This is a genomic window from Streptomyces sp. NPDC002602, assembly GCF_042889445.1.
Classification (GTDB): Bacteria; Actinomycetota; Actinomycetes; order Streptomycetales; family Streptomycetaceae; genus Streptomyces.
Window position 1 is genome coordinate 1,078,743 of record NZ_JBIAQX010000001.1, and the last position, 18,496, is coordinate 1,097,238.

The following is an 18,496-nucleotide window of genomic DNA, read 5'->3' on the forward strand; positions in this document are numbered from 1 at the left end:
TTCCACCCCCTGCGGGGGGGGGGCGCGGCGGGGGCGTGGGGGGGGGGCGGGGCCGGCGGGGGCCCCCCCCCCGCGGGGGGGGGGGGGGGGGGCCGCCCCCGCGGGGGGGGGGGGGGGGGGCCCCCCCCCCCCCCCCCCGCCCGGCGGACGCGGCGGAGCCCGACTGGCCTGGAACGTTCGCTCGTCGACGCGGTGATCGCGGTCGCGTGACAGCATGGCCGGGCAATGCCCGGTGCGCGGAGGGGGAGTTCGATGAGCGGAATACGCAAGAGCCTGGCCAAGGTGGAGATCGCGTTGCGGTGGGACCCCAGCCCGACCGGTGCGCCCGCGCACGACCTCGACATACTGGCCGCGGTCTACGGGGCGGCGGATCCGTACGGCGACCCCGTCTACCTCGTCCACTTCGGCAGCCGCGCACCCGACGGCACCATCACCCTCGACCGGGACAGCGACACCGGGCAGGGCTTCGGCTTCGACGAGGTGATGACCGTCGAACTGAACCGCATGTCGACCGAGTTGGTCCGGGTGGTGGTCGGGGTCGTGATCCAGGACCCCGGCCCGCAGGGCGCCCGTACGAAGACCTTCGCCTCCGTGGCCGGTACCGGACTGCGGATCCGCGAGGGCTACACCGAACTCGCCGAGTCCGACTTCGAGGGTGTCGCCGGGGCCACCGCGGCCACGGTCGCGGAGTTCGTCCGGGACACCTCGGGCGGCTGGTCGCTGGATGCCCGCGAGCGCGGGTTCGACACCGAGCCGGAGGAGTTCACCCGCGTCATGGGCGCCGCCCGGTCCTGACGTGAATCGGCCGCTCAGACCGGGCGGCGGTCACTCGTCGTGCGAGTGCCCGCCGCCCGGTCCGGCCGGCGCGCTGCCGCCGTCCCCACGTGGCAGCGCGGGCGGGTCGCCGCCCGGTCATCGGGGACGGCGGCCCGCCTGTCTCAGGGGGTGGTGCCGGGTGCGGTCGCCGCGTCCGCGGGGGTGACGCCGAGCGCGGGCAGCAGGGCCGCGTCGACGAACCGCACCAGATAGTCCGCGTCGGCGTACCGCCCCTCCAGCACCGGCCGGATCCGCGAGACGCCCATCAGCTGCGCCGGCAGGAACTCCACGGCCGGATGGTTCGCGGTGACCTCGCCCCGCGCCACCGCCCGCGCCACCATCGCGTCGAACGCCGCGAGTTCGGGTTCCACCAGTGCCTCGCGCAGCGCGGCCTGGAGTTCCTCGTCGCCGAGCACGGCGTGGCCGAGCGCCTGGGAGAGCCTGGTGTCCCGGCCGGAGGTCCCGGCCGCGATCCGGGCCGCCTCGCGCAGGTCGCCCGCGAGGGTCCCGGTGTCCACGGCCGCCAGGGTGCCCTGCCGGTTCGCGCGCAGCGCGGCGGCGACGAGCTGCGGCTTGGTCTTCCACTGCCGGTAGAGCGTGGACTTGCCGCAGCAGGCGCGGGCGGCGACGCCCTCCATGGTCAGGGCCTCGTACCCGTGCTCGCGCAACTGGTCCAGCACGGCGTCGTAGAACTCCTGCACCCGCTCCGGGCTGATCTTGGAACGACGCGCGCTGGTCGACGGGGTCGACGTCATGGGATGCGGCCCTCCTCGGCGGCGTGCTGCGGGCCCGGCGGCTCGCTCTGCCGTCCGGCGTGGTTCGAGTGTACGGCTACGCCAGCGTATCGCTACACCGGCGTATCGATACGCGAATGTATCGATACACTGGCGTGTCGATGTACGGCGAGGCCCTGACCGGACGAGCCCCGAACCAGCCGTGCGCCGAGGACAGGAAGCGAGACCGGGGGATGACCTCCCACACCACACCCGCGGACCCACCACCGGCAGGTTCGAGAGCGGCACGCCGCAGACTCGTACGCGAGCTGCTGCTCGTCGCGGGCCTCTTCGCCGTCTACAAGGCGGGCCGGACCCTCGCGACGGGCCGCACCGACGAGGCCTTCCGCAACGCCGCGTGGATCTGGGACGCCGAACGCGTCCTGCGCCTGCCCGGTGAGGGCGCGATACAGCGGCTGCTCCTGCACGGCGACGCCCTGATACACGTCGCGAACACCTACTACGCCGCCGTGCACTTCCCGGCGACCGCGCTCTTCCTCGGCTGGCTCTACCTCCGCCGCCCCGGCCACTACCTGTGGACCCGACGGGTGCTCGCGGTTCTCACCGGGGCCGCCCTCGCGATCCACCTGAGCTTCCCGCTGGCGCCACCGCGGATGCTCGACGCCGCGCACCTCGTGGACACCGGGCAGGTGTACGGGCCCACCGTCTACCGGGCCGCCCCCGCCGCCGACACCATGGCCAACCAGTTCGCGGCCATGCCCTCGCTGCACTTCGGCTGGGCGCTGATGCTCGCCCTCGGGATGATCGCCGCCACCCGGTCGCGGTGGCGGGCCCTGTGGCTGCTGCACCCCCTGGTGACCCTGCTCGTGGTCGTCGGCACCGCCAACCACTACTGGCTCGACGCGATCGTCGCCACCGTGCTGCTGGGGGCCGCGCTGCTGCTCGTCCCGCGACCCGTCCCCGAGCCGCACGCGCGGTCGGCGCGGGAGTCCGCGCCGGTGCCGGCGGGCCCGTCGGTCCCGCGACCCGTCCGGCGTCCCGCGCCGGGAGCCCCGGCCGCCTCCGGCCCGGACCTCCCCGTACGCGCGGACGTGGATCCGGCCGCGCACGTCCCCGCGACCGCGGGAGCGGGGCGATGAACGCCACCGCCCTCGCCGTCGCGCTCTGCCTGGCCTCGGCCGTGACCTACGCGGCCGCCGCGGTCGCCCAGGAGCGCCTCGCCCGCGCCGCCGTCGCCCGCAGCGCCGGCGCGCTCCTCGGCAACGGTGCCTGGTGGTGGTCGGCCGGACTCAACGCCGCCGCGGCGCTGCTGCACGCCGCCGCGCTGCGGTACGGGCCGCTGACCCTCGTCCAGCCGCTCGGCGCCCTCACCCTCGTCGCCGCCGTACCGCTCGGGGCGCGCGGTGCCGGACGGCGGGTGGCGGCCACCGAATGGCGGGGCACCCTCGCCACCGTCGCGGGACTCGGCCTGCTCCTCCTCCCGGCCTCCGGCCCGGCCCCCGACGACACCCTCACCTTGACCGAGGCGCTGGCCGTCTCGGGCGCCACCGCCGCCGTGATCATGCTGCTGACGGTCCGCGGCGACGTGCGCTCCGGGCTGCGGCACGCCACGGCGTCCGGACTGGCCTCCGCCGCCGCCTCGGCCCTGACCCAGACCGTCACCGTCGCGGGAGGCCGCGGTGGAGCCCTGCTCAGCGTCCGGGTGATCGCGGTCGCCCTGCTCGTCGTGGTGTTCGCGGTCGGCGGGATGCTCCTGTCCCAACGCGCCTATCGGGGCGGGCTCGGGGCGCCGCTGGCCGTGGTCAACCTCGCCAACCCGCTCGCCGCCGCCGCGATCGGCATGGTCCTGCTCGGCGAGCGCCTCCAGGGCGGGGTCGCGGGCATCGTCCTCGCCGTGGCCGGCGCCTTCGCGGCGGGCCGCGGGGTGATGCTGCTCACCAGGACGACGCCGGGCAAACAGGCTTCCGCGCCCACCGCCCTGCCGAGCCGGCATGTGGCAGCATGACCGGCATGATCGAGCGGTCGTTCCTCTCCCTGTGGTCCAAGGACTCGGTGCTGTCCATCGGTTCGGTCGACTCGGTGCTCTCCGTCGGCTCCGTCGGCAGCGTGCTGTCGGTCGCCTCGATCGGCTCGGCGCTCTCGGCCGTGTCGATCGGCTCGGCCCTGTCACTGGGTTCGTCGGGATCCTGGCTCAGCGTCGGCTCGGCGCTCTCCGCGTGCTCGACCTTCTCCGTCCTCTCCTACCGATCCCGCGGCGGCCTCATGACGCTGGGCGCCGCCGCGGCCGCCGTGGTCACCGTCGCGTGCGCGGCCCGGGTGCGGCGCGGCTGACCCGCGGCGGCCGGCGTGGGCGGCGGCCGGACGGGAGTCAGCGGCGGGAGTGCCCGAAGAGGATCCGGTAGGCGACGAGCAGCACGAACGAGCCCGCGATGGCGGAGCCCCAGGTGGCCGCGTCGAAGAACTCGTTCTGGATAGGCCGGTCCAGGAACCTCGCGGAGAGCCAGCCACCGGTGAAGGCGCCCGCGATGCCGATCAGGGTGGTGATGATGAGGCCACCGGGGTCACGTCCGGGCAGCAGCAGCTTGGCAATGCCTCCGGCGAGCAGCCCCAGGATGATCCAGCCGATGATGCCCATGGTCGTTCACTCCGCTCCGGTCGCGCGATGAGGTGTGGGTGCGCGTTCTCACGAGGGAGGACGCGCCGCCGGCCGAAACGGTTCTCCGCGCGAGCCGGTCACCATCGGCGGGTCACCTTCCGCCCCGGCGACCTCGTCCACGCCGACGACGACGGCGTGGTCCTCCTGCCCGCCGGCCCCCGAGAGGCCTGACCCCGCCCGGCCGGGGCCGGTCCCCGAGAGGCCTGACGCCACCCGGCCGGGGCCGGTCCCCGCACGGTGCCCGACAGGGGCGAGATCCGGCCACCGTCGGGCCGGCGGCCCTGGCGGCGCCCGGTCGGGCCGGGCTTCACTACGGGCCCATGAGACGACACAGGATCACGGGCCTGCTCGGCGCGTTCGCGCTCGCCGCGGCCGGCCTGGCCGGCGCCGGGACACCGGCGGCCGCGGCCCCGCCGGCGGCACCCGCGTCCCTCGGCGCACCCGCATCCCCGGCCGTGGTCGCCGCCGCGCCCGTGGTCGCCGGGGCCGAGCCGCCCGCCGAGTTCGGGACCGACTGGCACGACCCGCTCACGCCCGGCCCGCCCGTCACCCGGCCCTCCACCCGGTCCTGCCGGGTGACCCTGGCCCAGGCCCGGTTCGTCGACTTCACCCCCTACCGGGGCGACTACGCGCCCCCGAACGGCTGTGGCCGCGGCGACTGGGCCAAGGTGGTGCTCCGCCTCGACGGCAAGGTCAAGGGCCGTCAGTACGACCGCCTGGGCAACCTCACCGTCGGCGGCGTGGAGATCCTGCGCACCTCCACTCCCGAGCCCTCGCCCGACGGCATCACCTGGTCCGTGGAGAAGGACGTCTCCCACTACCGGGACACCCTCAGCCGTCCGCAGCCCGTCGAGATGCTGATCGGCAACGTCGTCAACGACACCTACACCGGCGTCATCGACGTCGAGGTCACCCTCACCTTCTTCGCCTCCGACGAACGCACCCGGCCCGCCGCGGACACCCCGGACCGCGTCCTCCCGCTCACCACCCCCACCGTCACCACCCCGCGCAACACCGAACGCCTGCTGGCGGAGGTGTACGCGACCGGCTCGGGCGGCGGCTGCGAGGAGTACTGGTACCTGACCGTCCCGGACGCGGCCCCCTACTCCTGCAAGGCCGCCGACGGCCCCTACCGCGAGGTCCGCGTCCTGGTCGACGGACAGCTCGCCGGCCTCGCCGCCCCCTTCCCGACCGTCTGGACCGGCGGCTGGTCCAACCCCTTCCTCTGGTACGTGATCCCCGGCCCCCGCGCCTTCGACGTGCAGCCGATCCGCTACGACCTGACGCCCTACGCGGCGCTCCTCAACGACGGCCGCCCGCACCGGATCGAGGTGTCCGTGGCGGGCGTCCCGGCCGGGCAGGCCGGCTGGAGCACCCCCACCAACCTGCTGCTCTGGCAGGACGCCGGCCGGGCCGTCGTCACGGGCGCCCTCACCCGGCACGAGGAGGTCGCCCCGACGGGCTCCTCCCGCTGGACCCCCGGCTCCGAACACCGACTGGACACCACCGGCGGCCACGGCCTGACCGTCGCGGGGCACCTCGACACCTCCCACGGCCGGGTCGTCACCACCGTCACCCGCATGGTCCGGCACAGCTCCACGCACCGCTGGACCGAAGGGGAGAGCCGTGACGCCCTCAGCGCCGAGTGGACCGACCGGGAGAGCGTGACCCGCGGCCCGACGACCACCCGCACGGCACGCGCCTACACGATGGAGGGCGAGACCACCCTGGGCGCCGGAGACCGGTTGCGCACCGTCCTCTCCCTCGGCGACCGCGCCGACACCGTCGTGCTGCGCGCCGGCCGGGAGATCGACCGTTCACGGCTCGACGACCGGTACACGGGCGACGCGAGCTACACCGCGAACGTCCCGCGCGAGGAGCGCCACGCGGTGGCCACCACCACGGCGCGCCACCGGCTGTACGGATCGCAGGCGCCCGGGGGATGTCACGACCGCACGCTCACGACCGTGCAGGGCGTGCTGACGGTGGACCGGCGGGGCTGCTGACACCGGCGCCGCCTACGATGACCGCCCATGGACACGAGTGAGGCCGGCAGACGGCTGGTCGACGGCCGCTTCGAACTGATCGGCCCCCTGGGCGCCGGAGGCATGGGCACGGTGTGGCGCGCCCGCGACATCGCTTTGCACCGCGACGTCGCCCTGAAAGAGGTGCGCCCGCCGGACCCGGCGACCGCCGCCGCACAGCCCGGACTCGTCGTCCAACTGCGCGAACGGGCCGTCCGCGAGGCCCGGGCGCTCGCCCGGCTCACCCACCCGAACGTCGTGACGATCCACCACATCGTGGAGCCCGCACCGGACGGCGAGGGACATCCGTGGATCGTGATGGAGCTGGTCAAGGGCGGCTCGCTGCACGACCGACTGGAGTCCGGCCCGATGCCCGTCGCGGACGTCCTGCGCATCGGGCTCGACGTGTTGTCGGCGCTGCGGGCCGCACACGCCGAAGGGGTGCTCCACCGTGACGTGAAACCGGCCAACGTCCTGCTGCGGCCGGAGGGCTCGGCCGTGCTCACCGACTTCGGCATCGCCGCGCTGCACGGATCGACCGCGCTCACCTCGACGGGCGCGCTGATCGGCTCGCCCGAGTACATCGCGCCCGAGCGGGTGCGCGGCGCCGAAGGGCTGGCCGCCTCCGACCTGTGGTCGCTCGGCATGATGCTGTACGTCGCCGCCGAGGGGGTCCACCCGCTGCGCCGCGCCACGACCATGGCCACGATGGTCGCCACGCTGGAGGACCCGATCCCGGCGCCGACGCGCTCCGGACCGCTGGGGCCCGTACTGGAACGGCTGTTGGTACGGGACCCGGCCGCGAGGCCCGACGCCGAGCAGTTGGGACAACTGCTCCGTGACGCGAGCAGTGCTCTCCGGGGCACACCGCCCCCACCCGCCCCCGCAACGCCGCCCTCGCCCGGATTCGGGCCCTACGGGCCGCCTCCCACGGCCGTGAACCCGCCCGGGGCGTCCTTCGGCCCACCGGGCGGCAACCCGTACGCGGTGACCACACCGGTGCCCACCGCCCGGACCCCGCGCCGCCGGCCCGCACTGCTCGCCGCACTGGTCGCGCTGCTCCTCGCGGGTGGCGCGACCCTGGCCGTGAACCTGCTGGGCGACGGCGACGACGGCACCCGCGACGACGCGAAGGAAGGCCCGACGGTCTCCCGTTCCGCCGATCCCTCGACCGGCGGGAGCCCGGCGGGTGCGAAGCCCGCCACCGCCAAGCCGTCCGCCTCCACCCCGGCCGGGCGGACCGACTCCGCCCCGCCCGCCGCCTCCCGCGTCGACCTGCTCACCCCGGACGGGGCCCGCGCCGGCCTGGAGGCGCTGAAGCAGGGCACCGGAACCACCACGTTCGTGAGGCTGGTCGTCTACCCGGAGTACATGCTGGCCGGCGTGCCCACCGCGCCCGGGGCGAAGACGTACGACAACTGGCAGTACCGCGACGGCACCGCCCGGCGCCTCGCCCCGGGAGGGACGATCCCCGCCGGCGGGCGGCTGATGGACATGTCCGCGGTCAAGTGGGACGTGCTGCCGACCCTGCTGAGCCAATCCAGGGAACGCCTCGGGGTCGCCGTGCCCAGCGGGCGCTACCTGATCCTCGACGTGTGGTCGGACGACACCCCGGCCATCCGCTCCTACATCAGCGACCCGTACGGCCAAGGCGGCTACGTCCTGGCGGGCGTCGACGGCACGATCAAGAAGGTGGTCGGCGGCTGACATGCTGTACCCCGCAGGCGCGTGCGCGGCAGCGCGCGCCGACCACGGAGAAGGGCCCGACCCCACCATGCCCGGCTGGCGCACCACACTCACGGCGGCGGGGATCTCCGGATCCCGGCAACGAGCCGACTTCACCCACGCGGCCCGCCGGGTGGCACGCCGCGAACCGGCCCCCTACGCGGCGCTGCGCCTGCTCGCCGCCCCGCCGCTCCAGCCCTGGCTGGCGGCGGGCCTCGCCTTCATGAACCGGGTCGACGACGTGGCCGAGACCGGAACCGCGCGGCGGCGCACCGCCGGGCTCGCCGCGCTGGAGGAGGACTTCGAGGCCGCGGTACGGACCGGTGCCGGCGCCGATCCGCTGGTGCGCGCCTACGCCCACGCCGTGAACACCCGTGGTCTGCCGGTCCGTTGGGTGTCCCGCTTCATCGAGGGCGCGGTCACGTTCGAGGCCGCCTTCGACGGCTTCGCCACCGAGGCGGACTTCCAGGACTACCTCGACGCGTACGCCTGGCCCGCGGTACTGGCCTTTGTCGGCCTCCAGTACCAGGGCGGCCCGGACGAGGAACAAGCCGCCGGCTGGCGGAGGTTCGTGGAAGCCGCGCAGCGCGTGGACTTCCTGGCCGACCTCGCCTCGGACCTCGCCGAGGGCCGGCTCTGCATCCCGCGTGCCCGCCTCGCCGAACACGGCGTGACCCGGGCCGACCTCGAACAGGCCCGCGACACCCCGGCGGTACGGGCGCTCCTCGACTCGGAACGCGGCCTCGCCCGCACCGCCCTCGACGCCACCGACGGACTCGTCGACCTCGCGGTTCCCGGCCTGCGCCCGATGATCGCCACGATGACCGAGTTGATGACGCACCAACTCGCCGCGGTGGAGCGGGCCGGCGTCAAGGCTCTGCGCGAGGACATCGGGTACGGTCTCGTGGCCCCGATGCGCACTCTGCTCCGAGCCCGCGGGGCCCGTGCGCGTGCCTGATCGGTGGCGGGCGTCAGGCGCTCAGTAGGCCCCGTTGACGTTGTCGATCGAACCGTAGCGGGCGGCCGCGTAGTTGCAGGCGGCGGTGATGTTCGCGACCGGGTCGTAGGAGTCCTCGGACGTGCCCGGCACGTGGTAGGCGCGGAATGTCGGGTCGATGACCTGGAGCAGACCCTTGGAGGGAATGCCGGCGGCGGCGTTGGAGTCCCAGTTGTTGATCGCCAGCGGATTGCCCGAGGACTCCCGCATCACATTGCGGTGAATTCCCTCGTAGGTTCCGGGAATGCCGTGAAGGGCCATCACGTCCAGCGACTCGCGTATCCAGCCGTCCAGGTTGTTCGTGTACGCGGTCGCCGGTCTCGCCGCCGCGGTCTTCGCCGCCGTGCCGAGGGACAGCTTGAGCCCGGGCCGGATGACCGCCGGGTTCGCGCCGACGACCCCGCGGTTCGCCTCGTAGAGCTGCGCCCACCCGCCGCTCAGCGCGTGCTTGGTCGCGATCGTGGCCAGCGTGTCGCCCGCGACCACGGAGTACGTGGTGGGAGCGATGCTCTCGGCGGCTCCGGCGGTGCCCGCGCCGATCAGCGGGAGGGCCAGGGCGATGCCGCCCGTGCCGGCGACGGCCAGCCTGCGGACGATCGAGTGCTGCTTCGGGCGGCGGTGCTTTCCCTTTGCGGGCATGGCGGAATTCCTCACGTGGGGGTGCGGGGAGCGTCCCTGGCGGTGAGGGGAATGAACGCCGGGCCACCGGGAACGAGGTGACCGTAAGACAGCCTGTGGGGGCCGAACAAGCCTGGAATTGTGTCGGGTGATCGACATCCCGCATTCGGTCCGGTTAATGACCTTGAGAATGGGAAGCGGGGAATGTCGATTCCCTTTCCAGGGAAAGGGGATCCGGCTCTTTCGCGGAATTGATGTTGAAGGGCCCCGCGTGACTCACATCACGGGCGGGCGGCCTCGAGCGGAAAGCAGGGCAAGTCGCCCCTCCGTCTACCGAATTCGGGCGACCCACCCCTTGGTGGCGAATCGCCCATCACGGTTCTTTTCCGGCGTGAATTCCGGCCCGACCCCGGCCCTCCGGACGACGCCGCGCCCCGGCTCGCCGTCCACCGGGAACGCGTCCCCGCAGTCTCCCGGGATCACGCCCCGCCGGCCCCCACCGGGCCGGTCGCGAGTTCCGCCAGCGCCTTCAGGGCGACGGCCACCGACTCCTCGGACGCGGGCAGCAGGGGGAGCCGTACATCGGCGGTCGGAATCCGACCCAGGGCGTGCAGCACCCCCTTGACCACCGCCGGGTTCGGCTCCGCGAAGACCGCCGCCGACAGTCGGGCCAGCACGTGGCCCAGCGCCCGGGCGCGCGACACCTCACCCGCCTCCCAGGCCGCCGCCAGCTCCACGAAGCGCCCCGTCGCCAGGTGGGCCGAGGCGAGGATCGCGCCCTGCGCGCCGACGGCCAACAGGGGTGACGCGTAGGCGTCGTCGCCCGCCAGCACCGCGAACCCGTCCGGCCGGTCACCGAGCAGCGCCACGACGTCCTGGTCGATGCCGCCGGTCGCGTACTTGACCCCGACCACCCCGGGCAGTTCCCCGAGCGAGCGGAGCACGGCGGCGTCGAGGGGGCGACCGGTCCGATGGGGGACGTGATAGACGATCAGTGGTACGGGGCTCACCTCGACCAGGCGCTCGAAGTGTGCCAGCACCCCCGCCGCCGAGGGCCTCACGAAGGACGGGACCGTCACCAGGGCCGCCCGCACCGGCCGCCACCGCGCGAGCCGGGCCAGCGCGGCCTCGCTCGCCCGGGTCCCGCTCGCCCCCGCTCCGACGGTGAGCGACGCCCCGCGCTCCCGACAGACCCGGGCGCAGACGTCGGTGACCAGATCCCGCTCCGCCTCGTCGAGGCCGGCGCTCTCGCCCGTGGTGCCGAGGGCGACGATCCCGCGGGCTCCGGCGTCGAGCACCTCGTGGGCCAGGGCCTCCAGGGCGTCGACGGCGACCTCCCCGGCAGCGGTGAAGGGGGTGACGAGCGGGACGTGGATCCCGCCCGGGAAGGGACTCGTGTCCCGATTCCGGTTCGAAGCCGCGTTCGGCGGCGTGGCCGTGCCCTGCGAGGCGTCCTGTGTCATGGCGACCAGCCTGCCCCGCCCCGATCATCGAATCCAGTTCGCATTCCTTACTCGAAGCGTAAGCTGAGCCGATGCTCGATGTACGACGCCTGCGCCTGCTGCGCGAACTGGCCCGCCGCGGCACCATCGCCGCCGTGGCCGAAGCCCTCGCCTTCAGCCCTTCGGCGGTCTCCCAACAGCTCGGCGTCCTGGAACGCGAGGCGGGCCTGCCCCTGCTGGAGCGCACCGGCCGCCGGGTCCGCCTCACCCCCGCCGGCGAGGACCTCGTCCGCCATGCCGAGGCCGTCCTGGAACGGCTGGAGCGGGCCGAAGCCGACCTCGCCGAGGCCCGCGGCGGCCTCGCCGGCGTCCTGCGCGTCGGGTCCTTCCCCACCGCGACCCGCGCCATCGTCCCGGCCGCCCTGGTCACCCTCGCCCGCAGCCACCCGCGCCTGGAGCCGATGGTCTGCGAGACCGACCCGGCGGCGGTCGCGCACGCGCTGCGCGCCGGCGACCTGGACGTGGCGCTGGTCCACGAGTACGACTTCGTCCCCACGCCCGAGGAACCGGGCCTCACCACCGAGCCCCTGTTCGATGAGGCGATGTTCCTGGCCGTCCCCGAGGGCGCCGAGGTGGACGCCGGCCCCGACCAGGGAGCGGTCCTGCGGACGAGGGCCGCCGCCCCCTGGATCACCGCCACGCCGGGCACCCTCTGCCACGCCATGACGGTCCGGGCCTGCCAGGCGGCCGGGTTCACCCCCCGGGTGCGGCACCAGGTGGACGAGTTCGCCACCGTCCTCGCCCTGGTCGCGGCGGGCCAGGGGGTGGCCGTCGTGCCCCGGCTCGGGATCCGCGACGCCGAACCGGGGGTCTCCCTCACCCGGCTCCTCATGCAGCGCCGAACCAAGATCGCCTTTCGGGACGGCGCGGCCGGGCACCCCGCGGTCGCCGCGTTCGGCTCGGCGTTGCGGGCCGCCGTGCCACCCGAACTGGCCGGTCCACCGGAACTGGCCAGTCCGCGCGCCGAAGGGTGACACGGCTCCCGCACCGCGTGCCGCCCGTGTACGTTCGATGATCCAGACGGATCCGATCAGAGCGGGGTATGACGTGACACATCGCGTACGAGGGGTCATCGCCCGGAGCAAGGGCGCACCGGTGGAGACGACGACGATCCTCGTGCCCGACCCGGGGCCCGGCGAGGCCCTGGTCAAGGTCCAGGCCTGCGGGGTCTGCCACACCGACCTGCACTACCGCGAGGGCGGCATCAACGACGAGTTCCCCTTCCTCCTCGGGCACGAGGCGGCGGGCGTCGTCGAGTCGGTCGGACCGGACGTGACGTCCGTCGCGCCCGGTGACTTCGTCGTCCTCAACTGGCGTGCGGTGTGCGGGACATGTCGGGCCTGCAGGCGCGGCCGCCCCTGGTACTGCTTCGCCACGCACAACGCCACCCAGCCCATGACCCTGGAGGACGGCACGCCGCTCTCCCCGGCCCTGGGCATCGGCGCGTTCGCCGAGAAGACGCTGGTCGCCGCCGGCCAGTGCACGAAGGTGGACCCGGCCGCCTCGCCCGCCGCCGCCGGCCTGCTGGGCTGCGGCGTGATGGCCGGCCTCGGCGCGGCCCTGAACACGGGCAACGTCGGACGGGGGGACTCCGTCGCGGTCATCGGCTGCGGGGGAGTGGGCAACGCGGCCGTCGCGGGCGCCCGGTTGGCCGGCGCCTCGAAGATCATCGCCGTGGACCTGGACGACCGGAAGCTGGAGTGGGCGCGGGGCCTGGGCGCCACCCACACCGTCAACGGGGGCAAGGACGACGTGGTCGAGGCCATCCGGGCCCTGACCGACGGCAACGGCGCGGACGTGGTCATCGAGGCCGTCGGCCGCCCCGAGACGTACCGGCAGGCCTTCTACGCCCGCGACCTCGCCGGGACGGTCGTCCTGGTCGGCGTGCCGACCCCGGACATGAAGCTGGAACTCCCGCTCATCGACGTGTTCGGACGCGGCGGCGCCCTCAAGTCCTCCTGGTACGGGGACTGTCTGCCCGAACGCGACTTCCCGCTGCTCGTCGACCTCTACCTCCAGGGCCGGTTGGACCTGGACGCCTTCGTCTCGGAGACCATCGCGCTCGACGGGGTCGAGGAGGCCTTCGGTCGCATGGAGCGCGGCGAGGTGCTGCGGTCGGTGGTCGAGTTCTGATCCCGCTCCGCCCCCCCCCGCGCCCCGATCTCTCCGGCCACACCCGGTGATCGGGGCGCGGGCCCGCGGCGGGACCGGGCACGGAGGCGGGCCCGTCCACCGCGCCGCGCCGCGGCCGGTCCGGGGCAGCTCCGCGGCCCGTCCGGGGCGTCGGTGTGCCCGCCCGGGTCCGCTGCAGCCCCAACCGGATGACCGTCATCGCCGCAGCCATCCTCACGCCGGAACGTCAACGCTGATGAATCTCATTGCCGTTCCAGGGTGAGGACGCATTGGCAATGACCGTCATCCAGCCGGGAACCGTCTCACGACCAGACAAGTCGACCTTCGGTGATCCGACAGACCGGGTAGCTTCCATCGGCGATCCTCGTCAGCGTCTTCGCCAAGGAGTCGAAATACTGGGCCATCGATTCGTACTCGCCCGTAACCGTGGGGTCACCCACGAACCACCTGCCGACGCGCCCGTCCCGCACATCGACGAACTTTCCCATCCAGCCGTCCTGGTCCGACAGGAACGGGATCCACTCGTTACGCCAGAACGGGTGGTCCGGCTGGTCCGGAGGGTCGAATCCACACGACCTGGAGCGGTTCGCGTAGAGCCTCTCCATTGCCCGGATGCCCAGAAAGAAGTTTCCCTCGTCAGGGAACCCGTCGAAGCCGCAGCATGCCACTTCGTCGTCGACGTCTTCCTCCGGCAGATCCAGATTGTTCCGCAACAGCCACGTCCGCAGGTCCCCATGCAGGGAGATCCCCATCCGTTCCTCGGCTGCCGCGAGCATCTGCTCCGTAGCGGGCCCCGGCAGATCCGCGTGATCGGCCGGCGCGTGCTCCCGAAGAAGACTCATCACACGCGACCAACTCTCAGTCACACTCATCGCCCTCTGCCCTCTGCCCTCTGTCCTCTACAGGTTGTCTCCGTCCGGCTACGACACTGCGGAGGTTGGGAAGTATCGGCCGGACAACCGTGCAGGGATGGTACTTCGAGCGTGTGCTCCCTCCCTCCTCGCGATCGTCTTCCGCCCCGAAGCGCAGGGTCGGCACCTCAGCGAAGTGACCGCCCGCGACTCTTCACAGACAACCCACTGTGCCCGGCGAACCCAGCCGAGGAGCTTCCAGGACTCAAGCGAGGGTCACGGCGTCCCTGGGGTGGCGACGCTGAAAACGCTCACGGACGAGTTCGAGCACGACGGCCTCCGCGCCGGCGGGCCCCGGGTCCTGGACCGGCTGCCGGCCCTCGTACGCGATGAACTCCGAGCACCCGCACCCGCACGGCCGCGGGCCGTACCGGCAACACGTCGACGACAGGGCCTAGGGTGCGAGGCATGACCGAACAACCAACACGGCCCGCCCCGTTGCAGCCGATGCCCACCGATTGGCGGCGCGCCCTCGCGGTGGTCGCCCACCCCGACGACCTGGAGTACGGCTGCGCCGCCGCCATCGCGGAATGGACCGACGGCGGCCGGGAGGTCGTCTACGTGCTGGCCACCCGCGGCGAGGCGGGCATCGACACCCTCGCCCCCGCCGAGTGCGCACCACTGCGCGAGGCGGAGCAGCGCGCGAGCGCGGCCGTCGTCGGAGTGTCCGCGGTGGAGTTCCTCGACCACCGCGACGGGGTCGTGGAGTACGGCCTCGACCTGCGCCGGGACATCGCCGCGGCCATCCGCAGGCACCGCCCCGAGTTGATCGTCACCCTCAACCACCGGGACACCTGGGGCGGCGCGGACGGCGGCGGCTTCTGGAACACCCCCGACCACAAGGCCGTCGGCCGCGCCGTACTGGACGCGGCAGGCGACGCGGGCAACCGTTGGATCTTTCCCGAGCTGATCTCCGTGCAGGGCCTGGAGCCCTGGGACGGGGTGCGCTGGGTCGCGGTGGCCGGTTCCGCCACACCGACGCACGCCGTCGACGCCACCGCCGGTCTGGAGCGGTCCATCGCGTCCCTGCTGGAGCACAAGGCCTACATCGAGGTGCTCACCGACCAGGACCCCGAGGAGTACGTGCGGACCTTCCTCACGGGCAACGCCCAGCAGGCCTCGTCCCGCTTCGGGGGCCGCCCGGCGATTCCGTTCGAGCTCTTCCCGCGCTGATCGGACCCCCTTAAGCTGACGACTCGTCAGCGGCGAGGGGGCATCGGGTGATCGACACCATCACCACGCAGGTCGCGGAGGGGGAGGAGCGCATCCGCCTCGAAGTCGAGGACGGAATCGCGATCCTCACCCTCTGCCGTCCGGACAAGCTCAACGGCTGGAGTTGGGAGTCCACCCGTCAACTGGGGCTGCTGGCCGACAGGATCCGCTTCGACCCGACGGTCCGGGTGGTCCTGCTGAGGGCCGACGGGCGGGCCTTCTGCGCCGGGATCGACGTCACGGCCCCCGGCGGCGCGATCACCGGACGCACGCCCGCCGAGCGGACCCGGAACTACCACGAGGGCATCCGTTGGGTGCACGAGCGCTTCGCGGTCCTCGCCCGGCTCCCGCAACCCGTCGTGGCCGCCGTCCAGGGCTACTGCCTCGGCTTCGGCTTCGAGCTCGCGCTGATGGCGGACGTCCGGTTGGCGGCCGAGGACGCCGTCTTCGCCCTGCCGGAAGCCCGGCTGGGCGTGGCGGTGGATGCCGGCGGGGACCTGCGCATCGCCCGCGAGGCCGGCGCCGGCTGGGCGAAGTACCTGGCCCTGACCGGGCGGCGCATCGACGCCCTTACGGCGGAACGCCTCAACCTGGTCCAACAAGTGCTTCCAACAGGTGAGTTGGAGGAGGGCGCTCGCGCGTTGGCGGCCGAGATCGCCGCCAACGCGCCGCTCGCCGTCCAGGGCATCAAGCGCGGGATCGACGCCTATGCGGACGCCGCCCTCCAGGCCGCCCTCGACGGTGTCGCGATGACCGCCGCACTCACCCTCACCTCACAGGACGCCCGGGAGGGGTACGCCGCCAAGGCCGCCCGACGCCCGCCGCGCTTCACGGGAGGATGACGGGTGCACGGGCCTGCGGGCGCAGGCGACCCGACCGGCCGGGACCACCGCCTGCCGATCGGGTCACGGCCTGAACGGTCCGCGCCCCAACTGGGTGCGGATCGAGACCACTTCGGGGTTCACCAGTGAGCGCCGCTGCCAGTTCGCGCCGTCGACCACCAGGGTGTGCCCGGTGACGAAGCGGGCGTAGGGCGAGGCCAGGAAGGTCGCCGCCCAGCCCAACTCGCGCGGCGCGCCGACCCGCAGCGCGGGCTGCCGGCCGTCCTTGGTGTCCGGAGCGGCGCCGTCCAGGCCGCCCCGGATGTCCCCGGTCATGTCCGCGTGCGGGACCAGCCCGGGGACCAGGCCGTTGATCTGGATGCCGTACGGGCCCCACTCGACGGCCAGCGTCTCCACGAGGTTCTTCACACCGGCCTTGGCGGCGGCGCTGTGGGCGAAACCCGGGCCGCCGGTCCAGGCGTACGAGGCGCCGATGTTCACGATCGAGCCGGGGGTCCCCGCCGCGAGGTGTCGGCGCCCGAACTCGCGGGTCATGAACCAGGTGCCCGTCAGGGTGATGTCGACCACCGCCCGCCACGCGTTCGGCGACAGGTCCTCCGCCGGACAGGGGAAGTTGGCGGCGGCGTTGTTGACCAGGACGTCCGGCGGGCCGAACGCGGCCTCGGCCGCGTCGAAGACATCCGAGACCCGCTCCGGGTCCCGGATGTCACAGACGGCGGCCGCCACCCGGCCCGCGCCCGGGACGGCCGCCAACTCGGCGCACGCCGAGTCGAGTTGCGCGGCCCGCCGACCGGCGATCACCACATCCGCGCCGAGCCGGGCGAACTCGGCGGCGATGGCCTTGCCCAGCCCGGTGCCGCCGCCGGTCACCAGGACCACCTGCCCCTCGTAGGTCCCGGAAGGCAGGGCGGCTGCGCCGAGCGGCGGCGGCGCGGGCAGACCGCGCAGAGGGTTCTCCATGCGCCCATCGATAGCGCGTGGACGCCCAGATCACCATGCCCGGGACAGGCCTACCGCGCCGGGGCGTACGCCTGCTTGCTCGCACAGGTCCAGATGACCGGCTTGAGCCTGCCCTTCGCGTTCACGGCCGCACCGCCGACCCGGTCGTCGTCGGCGACCGCGTCGGCCATGCTCGGCGCGTCCTTGGCGAGTCGGGGCAGCGCGAGGACCGGGCCGGAGCCGGGCCACCACTGCGCCTGGTCCTGGAGGGTCATCGACTCCGGGTGGAACTTGGCCGTGCCGACGCTCACGTTCGTCGTCGCACTGATCGCCTCGAAGGTGCCGTACGGGTGCGTGCTCAGGACGCCGGGTGAGGAGCCGGGGCCGGTGTGCGGGGGCGTCCAGACGAACGGCTTGTACTCGTGCCAGGGTCCCCGCCAGTCGTAGCCGACGATCCGACCGCTCTCGTCGATGTCCTGGACGTGGCTCGACTCCGGCGTGCCGCCGCCGCTGGGCGCCAGGGTGCGCGCCGGGCTCCCGTCCCCCGGCCACAGCACGGGGTGGCTGCCCTGGAGGTGCTGCCCGGTCTCGGGCACCTCGTAGTCCTGCTCGGACATGCCGAGGACGTCCCCGCGGCCGTTGATGCCGGTGACCATCTCGATGCGCGTGCCCGGGCCCGCGTCCGCCGGCACGGGAAGGTCCCGCACCTTCACGCCGTCCTTCCACACGACGCCGCCCGGCGTGCCCCGCGAGACGATGTACCCGGCGTCGTTGACATCGGCCTCCATGTCGTACCCGTGGCCGCCTGGCAGTGTGGTGACCGCCGCGGCGCCCTTCCTGTACGAGAACAGCGAGGTTCCCGCCGCGTCGTGGAGCACGCCCACCATCAGGCCGTGCCGGTTGACGGCGAGCACCCGTCCGCCGGCGTTCGGATCGGTGAGCGGGACCTTGTGGAGGGTGGTGCCCGTCCAGTACACGGGCTTGCCGCCGGACACGCCGACGCTGAGGTTCCCCGCGCCGAGGTCCAGCACCCCCTGCGTCTGAAGGGAATCCGGGTGGTGGGTGTCGGGCGTCAGCGCGCCCAGGACCTGGATCCTCGGCGTGCAGGGGGCGGCCGCGACGGCGGGTCCGGCGGCCGTCACGAGGCCGGCCACGACCATGGCCGCAGTCGCTGCCGCCGTACCTCGTCTGATGCGCACGGTGTTCATCGGTGGAATCCCCCTGGTGATGACGGTGTGGCGCCGCCGCGCACACGGCGGCGACAGGTGTCATGTCCCCTGTGACACCTGCTTGTTGATGTTATCCCCGAGGGTCGGTTTGTCGGCCGGCCTCGCGCGTACGGATCCGGGGACGCGGACCGCGCGGGACCCGGGTCCCCGGGGGGAGA

18 protein-coding genes are annotated in these 18,496 nt (G+C 73.6%); 11 read left to right on the top strand and 7 right to left on the bottom strand.

All coding sequences use genetic code 11. The features are described 5' to 3' along the window. The first annotated feature begins 252 nt into the window (after positions 1-252). A complete protein-coding gene (locus ACFYW3_RS04385; RefSeq protein ID WP_351762507.1) occupies positions 253-795 on the top strand; it encodes a TerD family protein in 543 nt (180 codons plus the stop codon). 143 nt (positions 796-938) lie between these two features. Here the strand turns inward: ACFYW3_RS04385 and ACFYW3_RS04390 are convergent, their stop codons facing one another. Continuing rightward, the gene (locus ACFYW3_RS04390; protein WP_351762510.1) at positions 939-1,571 is read right to left on the bottom strand and encodes a TetR/AcrR family transcriptional regulator; all 633 of its coding nucleotides are present in this window, start codon (positions 1,569-1,571) and stop codon (positions 939-941) included. A gap of 212 nt (positions 1,572-1,783) precedes the next feature. On the opposite strand from ACFYW3_RS04390, the gene ACFYW3_RS04395 reads away from it, so the two are divergent. Genes ACFYW3_RS04395 through ACFYW3_RS04405 form a run of 3 tightly spaced genes read left to right on the top strand, consistent with a single transcriptional unit; the run spans position 1,784 to position 3,881 of the window. Then, a complete protein-coding gene (locus ACFYW3_RS04395) occupies positions 1,784-2,689 on the top strand; it encodes a phosphatase PAP2 family protein (protein WP_389385626.1) in 906 nt (301 codons plus the stop codon). After that, positions 2,686-3,555, top strand: a complete 870-nt coding sequence (locus ACFYW3_RS04400) for a hypothetical protein (protein ID WP_351762513.1) — start codon at positions 2,686-2,688, stop codon at positions 3,553-3,555. The genes ACFYW3_RS04395 and ACFYW3_RS04400 overlap by 4 nt, the downstream gene beginning before the upstream one ends. Further along, positions 3,552-3,881 carry a hypothetical protein gene (locus ACFYW3_RS04405; protein WP_389385494.1) on the top strand — a complete coding sequence of 110 codons (330 nt, stop codon included), beginning with the start codon at positions 3,552-3,554 and terminating at the stop codon, positions 3,879-3,881. The genes ACFYW3_RS04400 and ACFYW3_RS04405 overlap by 4 nt, the downstream gene beginning before the upstream one ends. A 37-nt stretch (positions 3,882-3,918) precedes the next feature. Here ACFYW3_RS04405 and ACFYW3_RS04410 read toward each other — a convergent pair whose 3' ends face one another. Continuing rightward, complete coding sequence (locus ACFYW3_RS04410) at positions 3,919-4,185, bottom strand: GlsB/YeaQ/YmgE family stress response membrane protein (protein WP_351762516.1); 267 nt, start codon at positions 4,183-4,185, stop codon at positions 3,919-3,921. 341 nt (positions 4,186-4,526) lie between these two features. On the opposite strand from ACFYW3_RS04410, the gene ACFYW3_RS04415 reads away from it, so the two are divergent. The 3 genes from ACFYW3_RS04415 to ACFYW3_RS04425 are packed head-to-tail and all read left to right on the top strand — an operon-like array spanning position 4,527 to position 8,913. Continuing rightward, positions 4,527-6,212 carry a peptide-N4-asparagine amidase gene (locus ACFYW3_RS04415; protein WP_389385495.1) on the top strand — a complete coding sequence of 562 codons (1,686 nt, stop codon included), beginning with the start codon at positions 4,527-4,529 and terminating at the stop codon, positions 6,210-6,212. A 27-nt stretch (positions 6,213-6,239) separates the two neighbouring features. Next, positions 6,240-7,937: a serine/threonine-protein kinase gene (locus ACFYW3_RS04420; protein ID WP_389385496.1), complete on the top strand. Its 1,698-nt coding sequence runs from the start codon at positions 6,240-6,242 to the stop codon at positions 7,935-7,937. A 1-nt stretch (position 7,938) separates the two neighbouring features. Then, positions 7,939-8,913: a phytoene/squalene synthase family protein gene (locus tag ACFYW3_RS04425; protein WP_389385497.1), complete on the top strand. Its 975-nt coding sequence runs from the start codon at positions 7,939-7,941 to the stop codon at positions 8,911-8,913. 21 nt (positions 8,914-8,934) lie between these two features. On the opposite strand, the gene ACFYW3_RS04430 is transcribed toward ACFYW3_RS04425, so the two are convergent. Continuing rightward, positions 8,935-9,591 (bottom strand): LysM peptidoglycan-binding domain-containing protein, encoded by a 657-nt coding sequence (locus ACFYW3_RS04430; RefSeq protein ID WP_351762527.1) that lies wholly within the window; start codon positions 9,589-9,591, stop codon positions 8,935-8,937. Positions 9,592-10,049: 458 nt separating this feature from the next. After that, positions 10,050-11,033 (bottom strand): dihydrodipicolinate synthase family protein, encoded by a 984-nt coding sequence (locus tag ACFYW3_RS04435; protein WP_351762530.1) that lies wholly within the window; start codon positions 11,031-11,033, stop codon positions 10,050-10,052. Positions 11,034-11,104: 71 nt separating this feature from the next. Between ACFYW3_RS04435 and ACFYW3_RS04440 the strand changes: the two genes are divergently transcribed. Together ACFYW3_RS04440 and ACFYW3_RS04445 are read left to right on the top strand one after the other, a co-directional pair. Continuing rightward, complete coding sequence (locus ACFYW3_RS04440; protein ID WP_389385498.1) at positions 11,105-12,046, top strand: LysR family transcriptional regulator; 942 nt, start codon at positions 11,105-11,107, stop codon at positions 12,044-12,046. A gap of 73 nt (positions 12,047-12,119) precedes the next feature. Beyond that, positions 12,120-13,205, top strand: coding sequence for an S-(hydroxymethyl)mycothiol dehydrogenase (locus ACFYW3_RS04445; RefSeq protein WP_389385499.1), 1,086 nt, complete (start codon positions 12,120-12,122; stop codon positions 13,203-13,205). Between the two features lie 302 nt (positions 13,206-13,507). On the opposite strand, the gene ACFYW3_RS04450 is transcribed toward ACFYW3_RS04445, so the two are convergent. Then, a complete protein-coding gene (locus ACFYW3_RS04450) occupies positions 13,508-14,077 on the bottom strand; it encodes an SMI1/KNR4 family protein (RefSeq protein WP_389385500.1) in 570 nt (189 codons plus the stop codon). 447 nt (positions 14,078-14,524) lie between these two features. Here ACFYW3_RS04450 and ACFYW3_RS04455 point away from each other — a divergent pair, with 447 nt between their 5' ends. Together ACFYW3_RS04455 and ACFYW3_RS04460 are read left to right on the top strand one after the other, a co-directional pair. Continuing rightward, positions 14,525-15,289 (top strand): PIG-L deacetylase family protein, encoded by a 765-nt coding sequence (locus tag ACFYW3_RS04455; RefSeq protein WP_389385501.1) that lies wholly within the window; start codon positions 14,525-14,527, stop codon positions 15,287-15,289. Positions 15,290-15,336: 47 nt separating this feature from the next. Then, positions 15,337-16,170: an enoyl-CoA hydratase/isomerase family protein gene (locus ACFYW3_RS04460; protein WP_351761103.1), complete on the top strand. Its 834-nt coding sequence runs from the start codon at positions 15,337-15,339 to the stop codon at positions 16,168-16,170. Between the two features lie 63 nt (positions 16,171-16,233). On the opposite strand, the gene ACFYW3_RS04465 is transcribed toward ACFYW3_RS04460, so the two are convergent. Beyond that, positions 16,234-17,130 carry an SDR family oxidoreductase gene (locus tag ACFYW3_RS04465; RefSeq protein WP_389385502.1) on the bottom strand — a complete coding sequence of 299 codons (897 nt, stop codon included), beginning with the start codon at positions 17,128-17,130 and terminating at the stop codon, positions 16,234-16,236. Between the two features lie 50 nt (positions 17,131-17,180). Beyond that, a complete protein-coding gene (locus ACFYW3_RS04470; RefSeq protein ID WP_389385503.1) occupies positions 17,181-18,317 on the bottom strand; it encodes a hypothetical protein in 1,137 nt (378 codons plus the stop codon). Positions 18,318-18,496: the final 179 nt, after the last annotated feature.

Coding starts and splice junctions, on each gene's coding strand:
- ACFYW3_RS04420 (WP_389385496.1), top strand. CDS start 6,240: ATGGACACGAGTGAGGCCGGCAGACGGCTGGTCGACGGCCGCTTCGAA.
- ACFYW3_RS04425 (WP_389385497.1), top strand. CDS start 7,939: ATGCTGTACCCCGCAGGCGCGTGCGCGGCAGCGCGCGCCGACCACGGA.
- ACFYW3_RS04440 (WP_389385498.1), top strand. CDS start 11,105: ATGCTCGATGTACGACGCCTGCGCCTGCTGCGCGAACTGGCCCGCCGC.
- ACFYW3_RS04465 (WP_389385502.1), bottom strand. CDS start 17,130: ATGGAGAACCCTCTGCGCGGTCTGCCCGCGCCGCCGCCGCTCGGCGCA.
- ACFYW3_RS04430 (WP_351762527.1), bottom strand. CDS start 9,591: ATGCCCGCAAAGGGAAAGCACCGCCGCCCGAAGCAGCACTCGATCGTC.
- ACFYW3_RS04470 (WP_389385503.1), bottom strand. CDS start 18,317: ATGAACACCGTGCGCATCAGACGAGGTACGGCGGCAGCGACTGCGGCC.
- ACFYW3_RS04400 (WP_351762513.1), top strand. CDS start 2,686: ATGAACGCCACCGCCCTCGCCGTCGCGCTCTGCCTGGCCTCGGCCGTG.
- ACFYW3_RS04410 (WP_351762516.1), bottom strand. CDS start 4,185: ATGGGCATCATCGGCTGGATCATCCTGGGGCTGCTCGCCGGAGGCATT.
- ACFYW3_RS04435 (WP_351762530.1), bottom strand. CDS start 11,033: ATGACACAGGACGCCTCGCAGGGCACGGCCACGCCGCCGAACGCGGCT.
- ACFYW3_RS04415 (WP_389385495.1), top strand. CDS start 4,527: ATGAGACGACACAGGATCACGGGCCTGCTCGGCGCGTTCGCGCTCGCC.
- ACFYW3_RS04455 (WP_389385501.1), top strand. CDS start 14,525: ATGACCGAACAACCAACACGGCCCGCCCCGTTGCAGCCGATGCCCACC.
- ACFYW3_RS04405 (WP_389385494.1), top strand. CDS start 3,552: ATGACCGGCATGATCGAGCGGTCGTTCCTCTCCCTGTGGTCCAAGGAC.
- ACFYW3_RS04395 (WP_389385626.1), top strand. CDS start 1,784: ATGACCTCCCACACCACACCCGCGGACCCACCACCGGCAGGTTCGAGA.
- ACFYW3_RS04390 (WP_351762510.1), bottom strand. CDS start 1,571: ATGACGTCGACCCCGTCGACCAGCGCGCGTCGTTCCAAGATCAGCCCG.
- ACFYW3_RS04385 (WP_351762507.1), top strand. CDS start 253: ATGAGCGGAATACGCAAGAGCCTGGCCAAGGTGGAGATCGCGTTGCGG.
- ACFYW3_RS04450 (WP_389385500.1), bottom strand. CDS start 14,077: ATGAGTGTGACTGAGAGTTGGTCGCGTGTGATGAGTCTTCTTCGGGAG.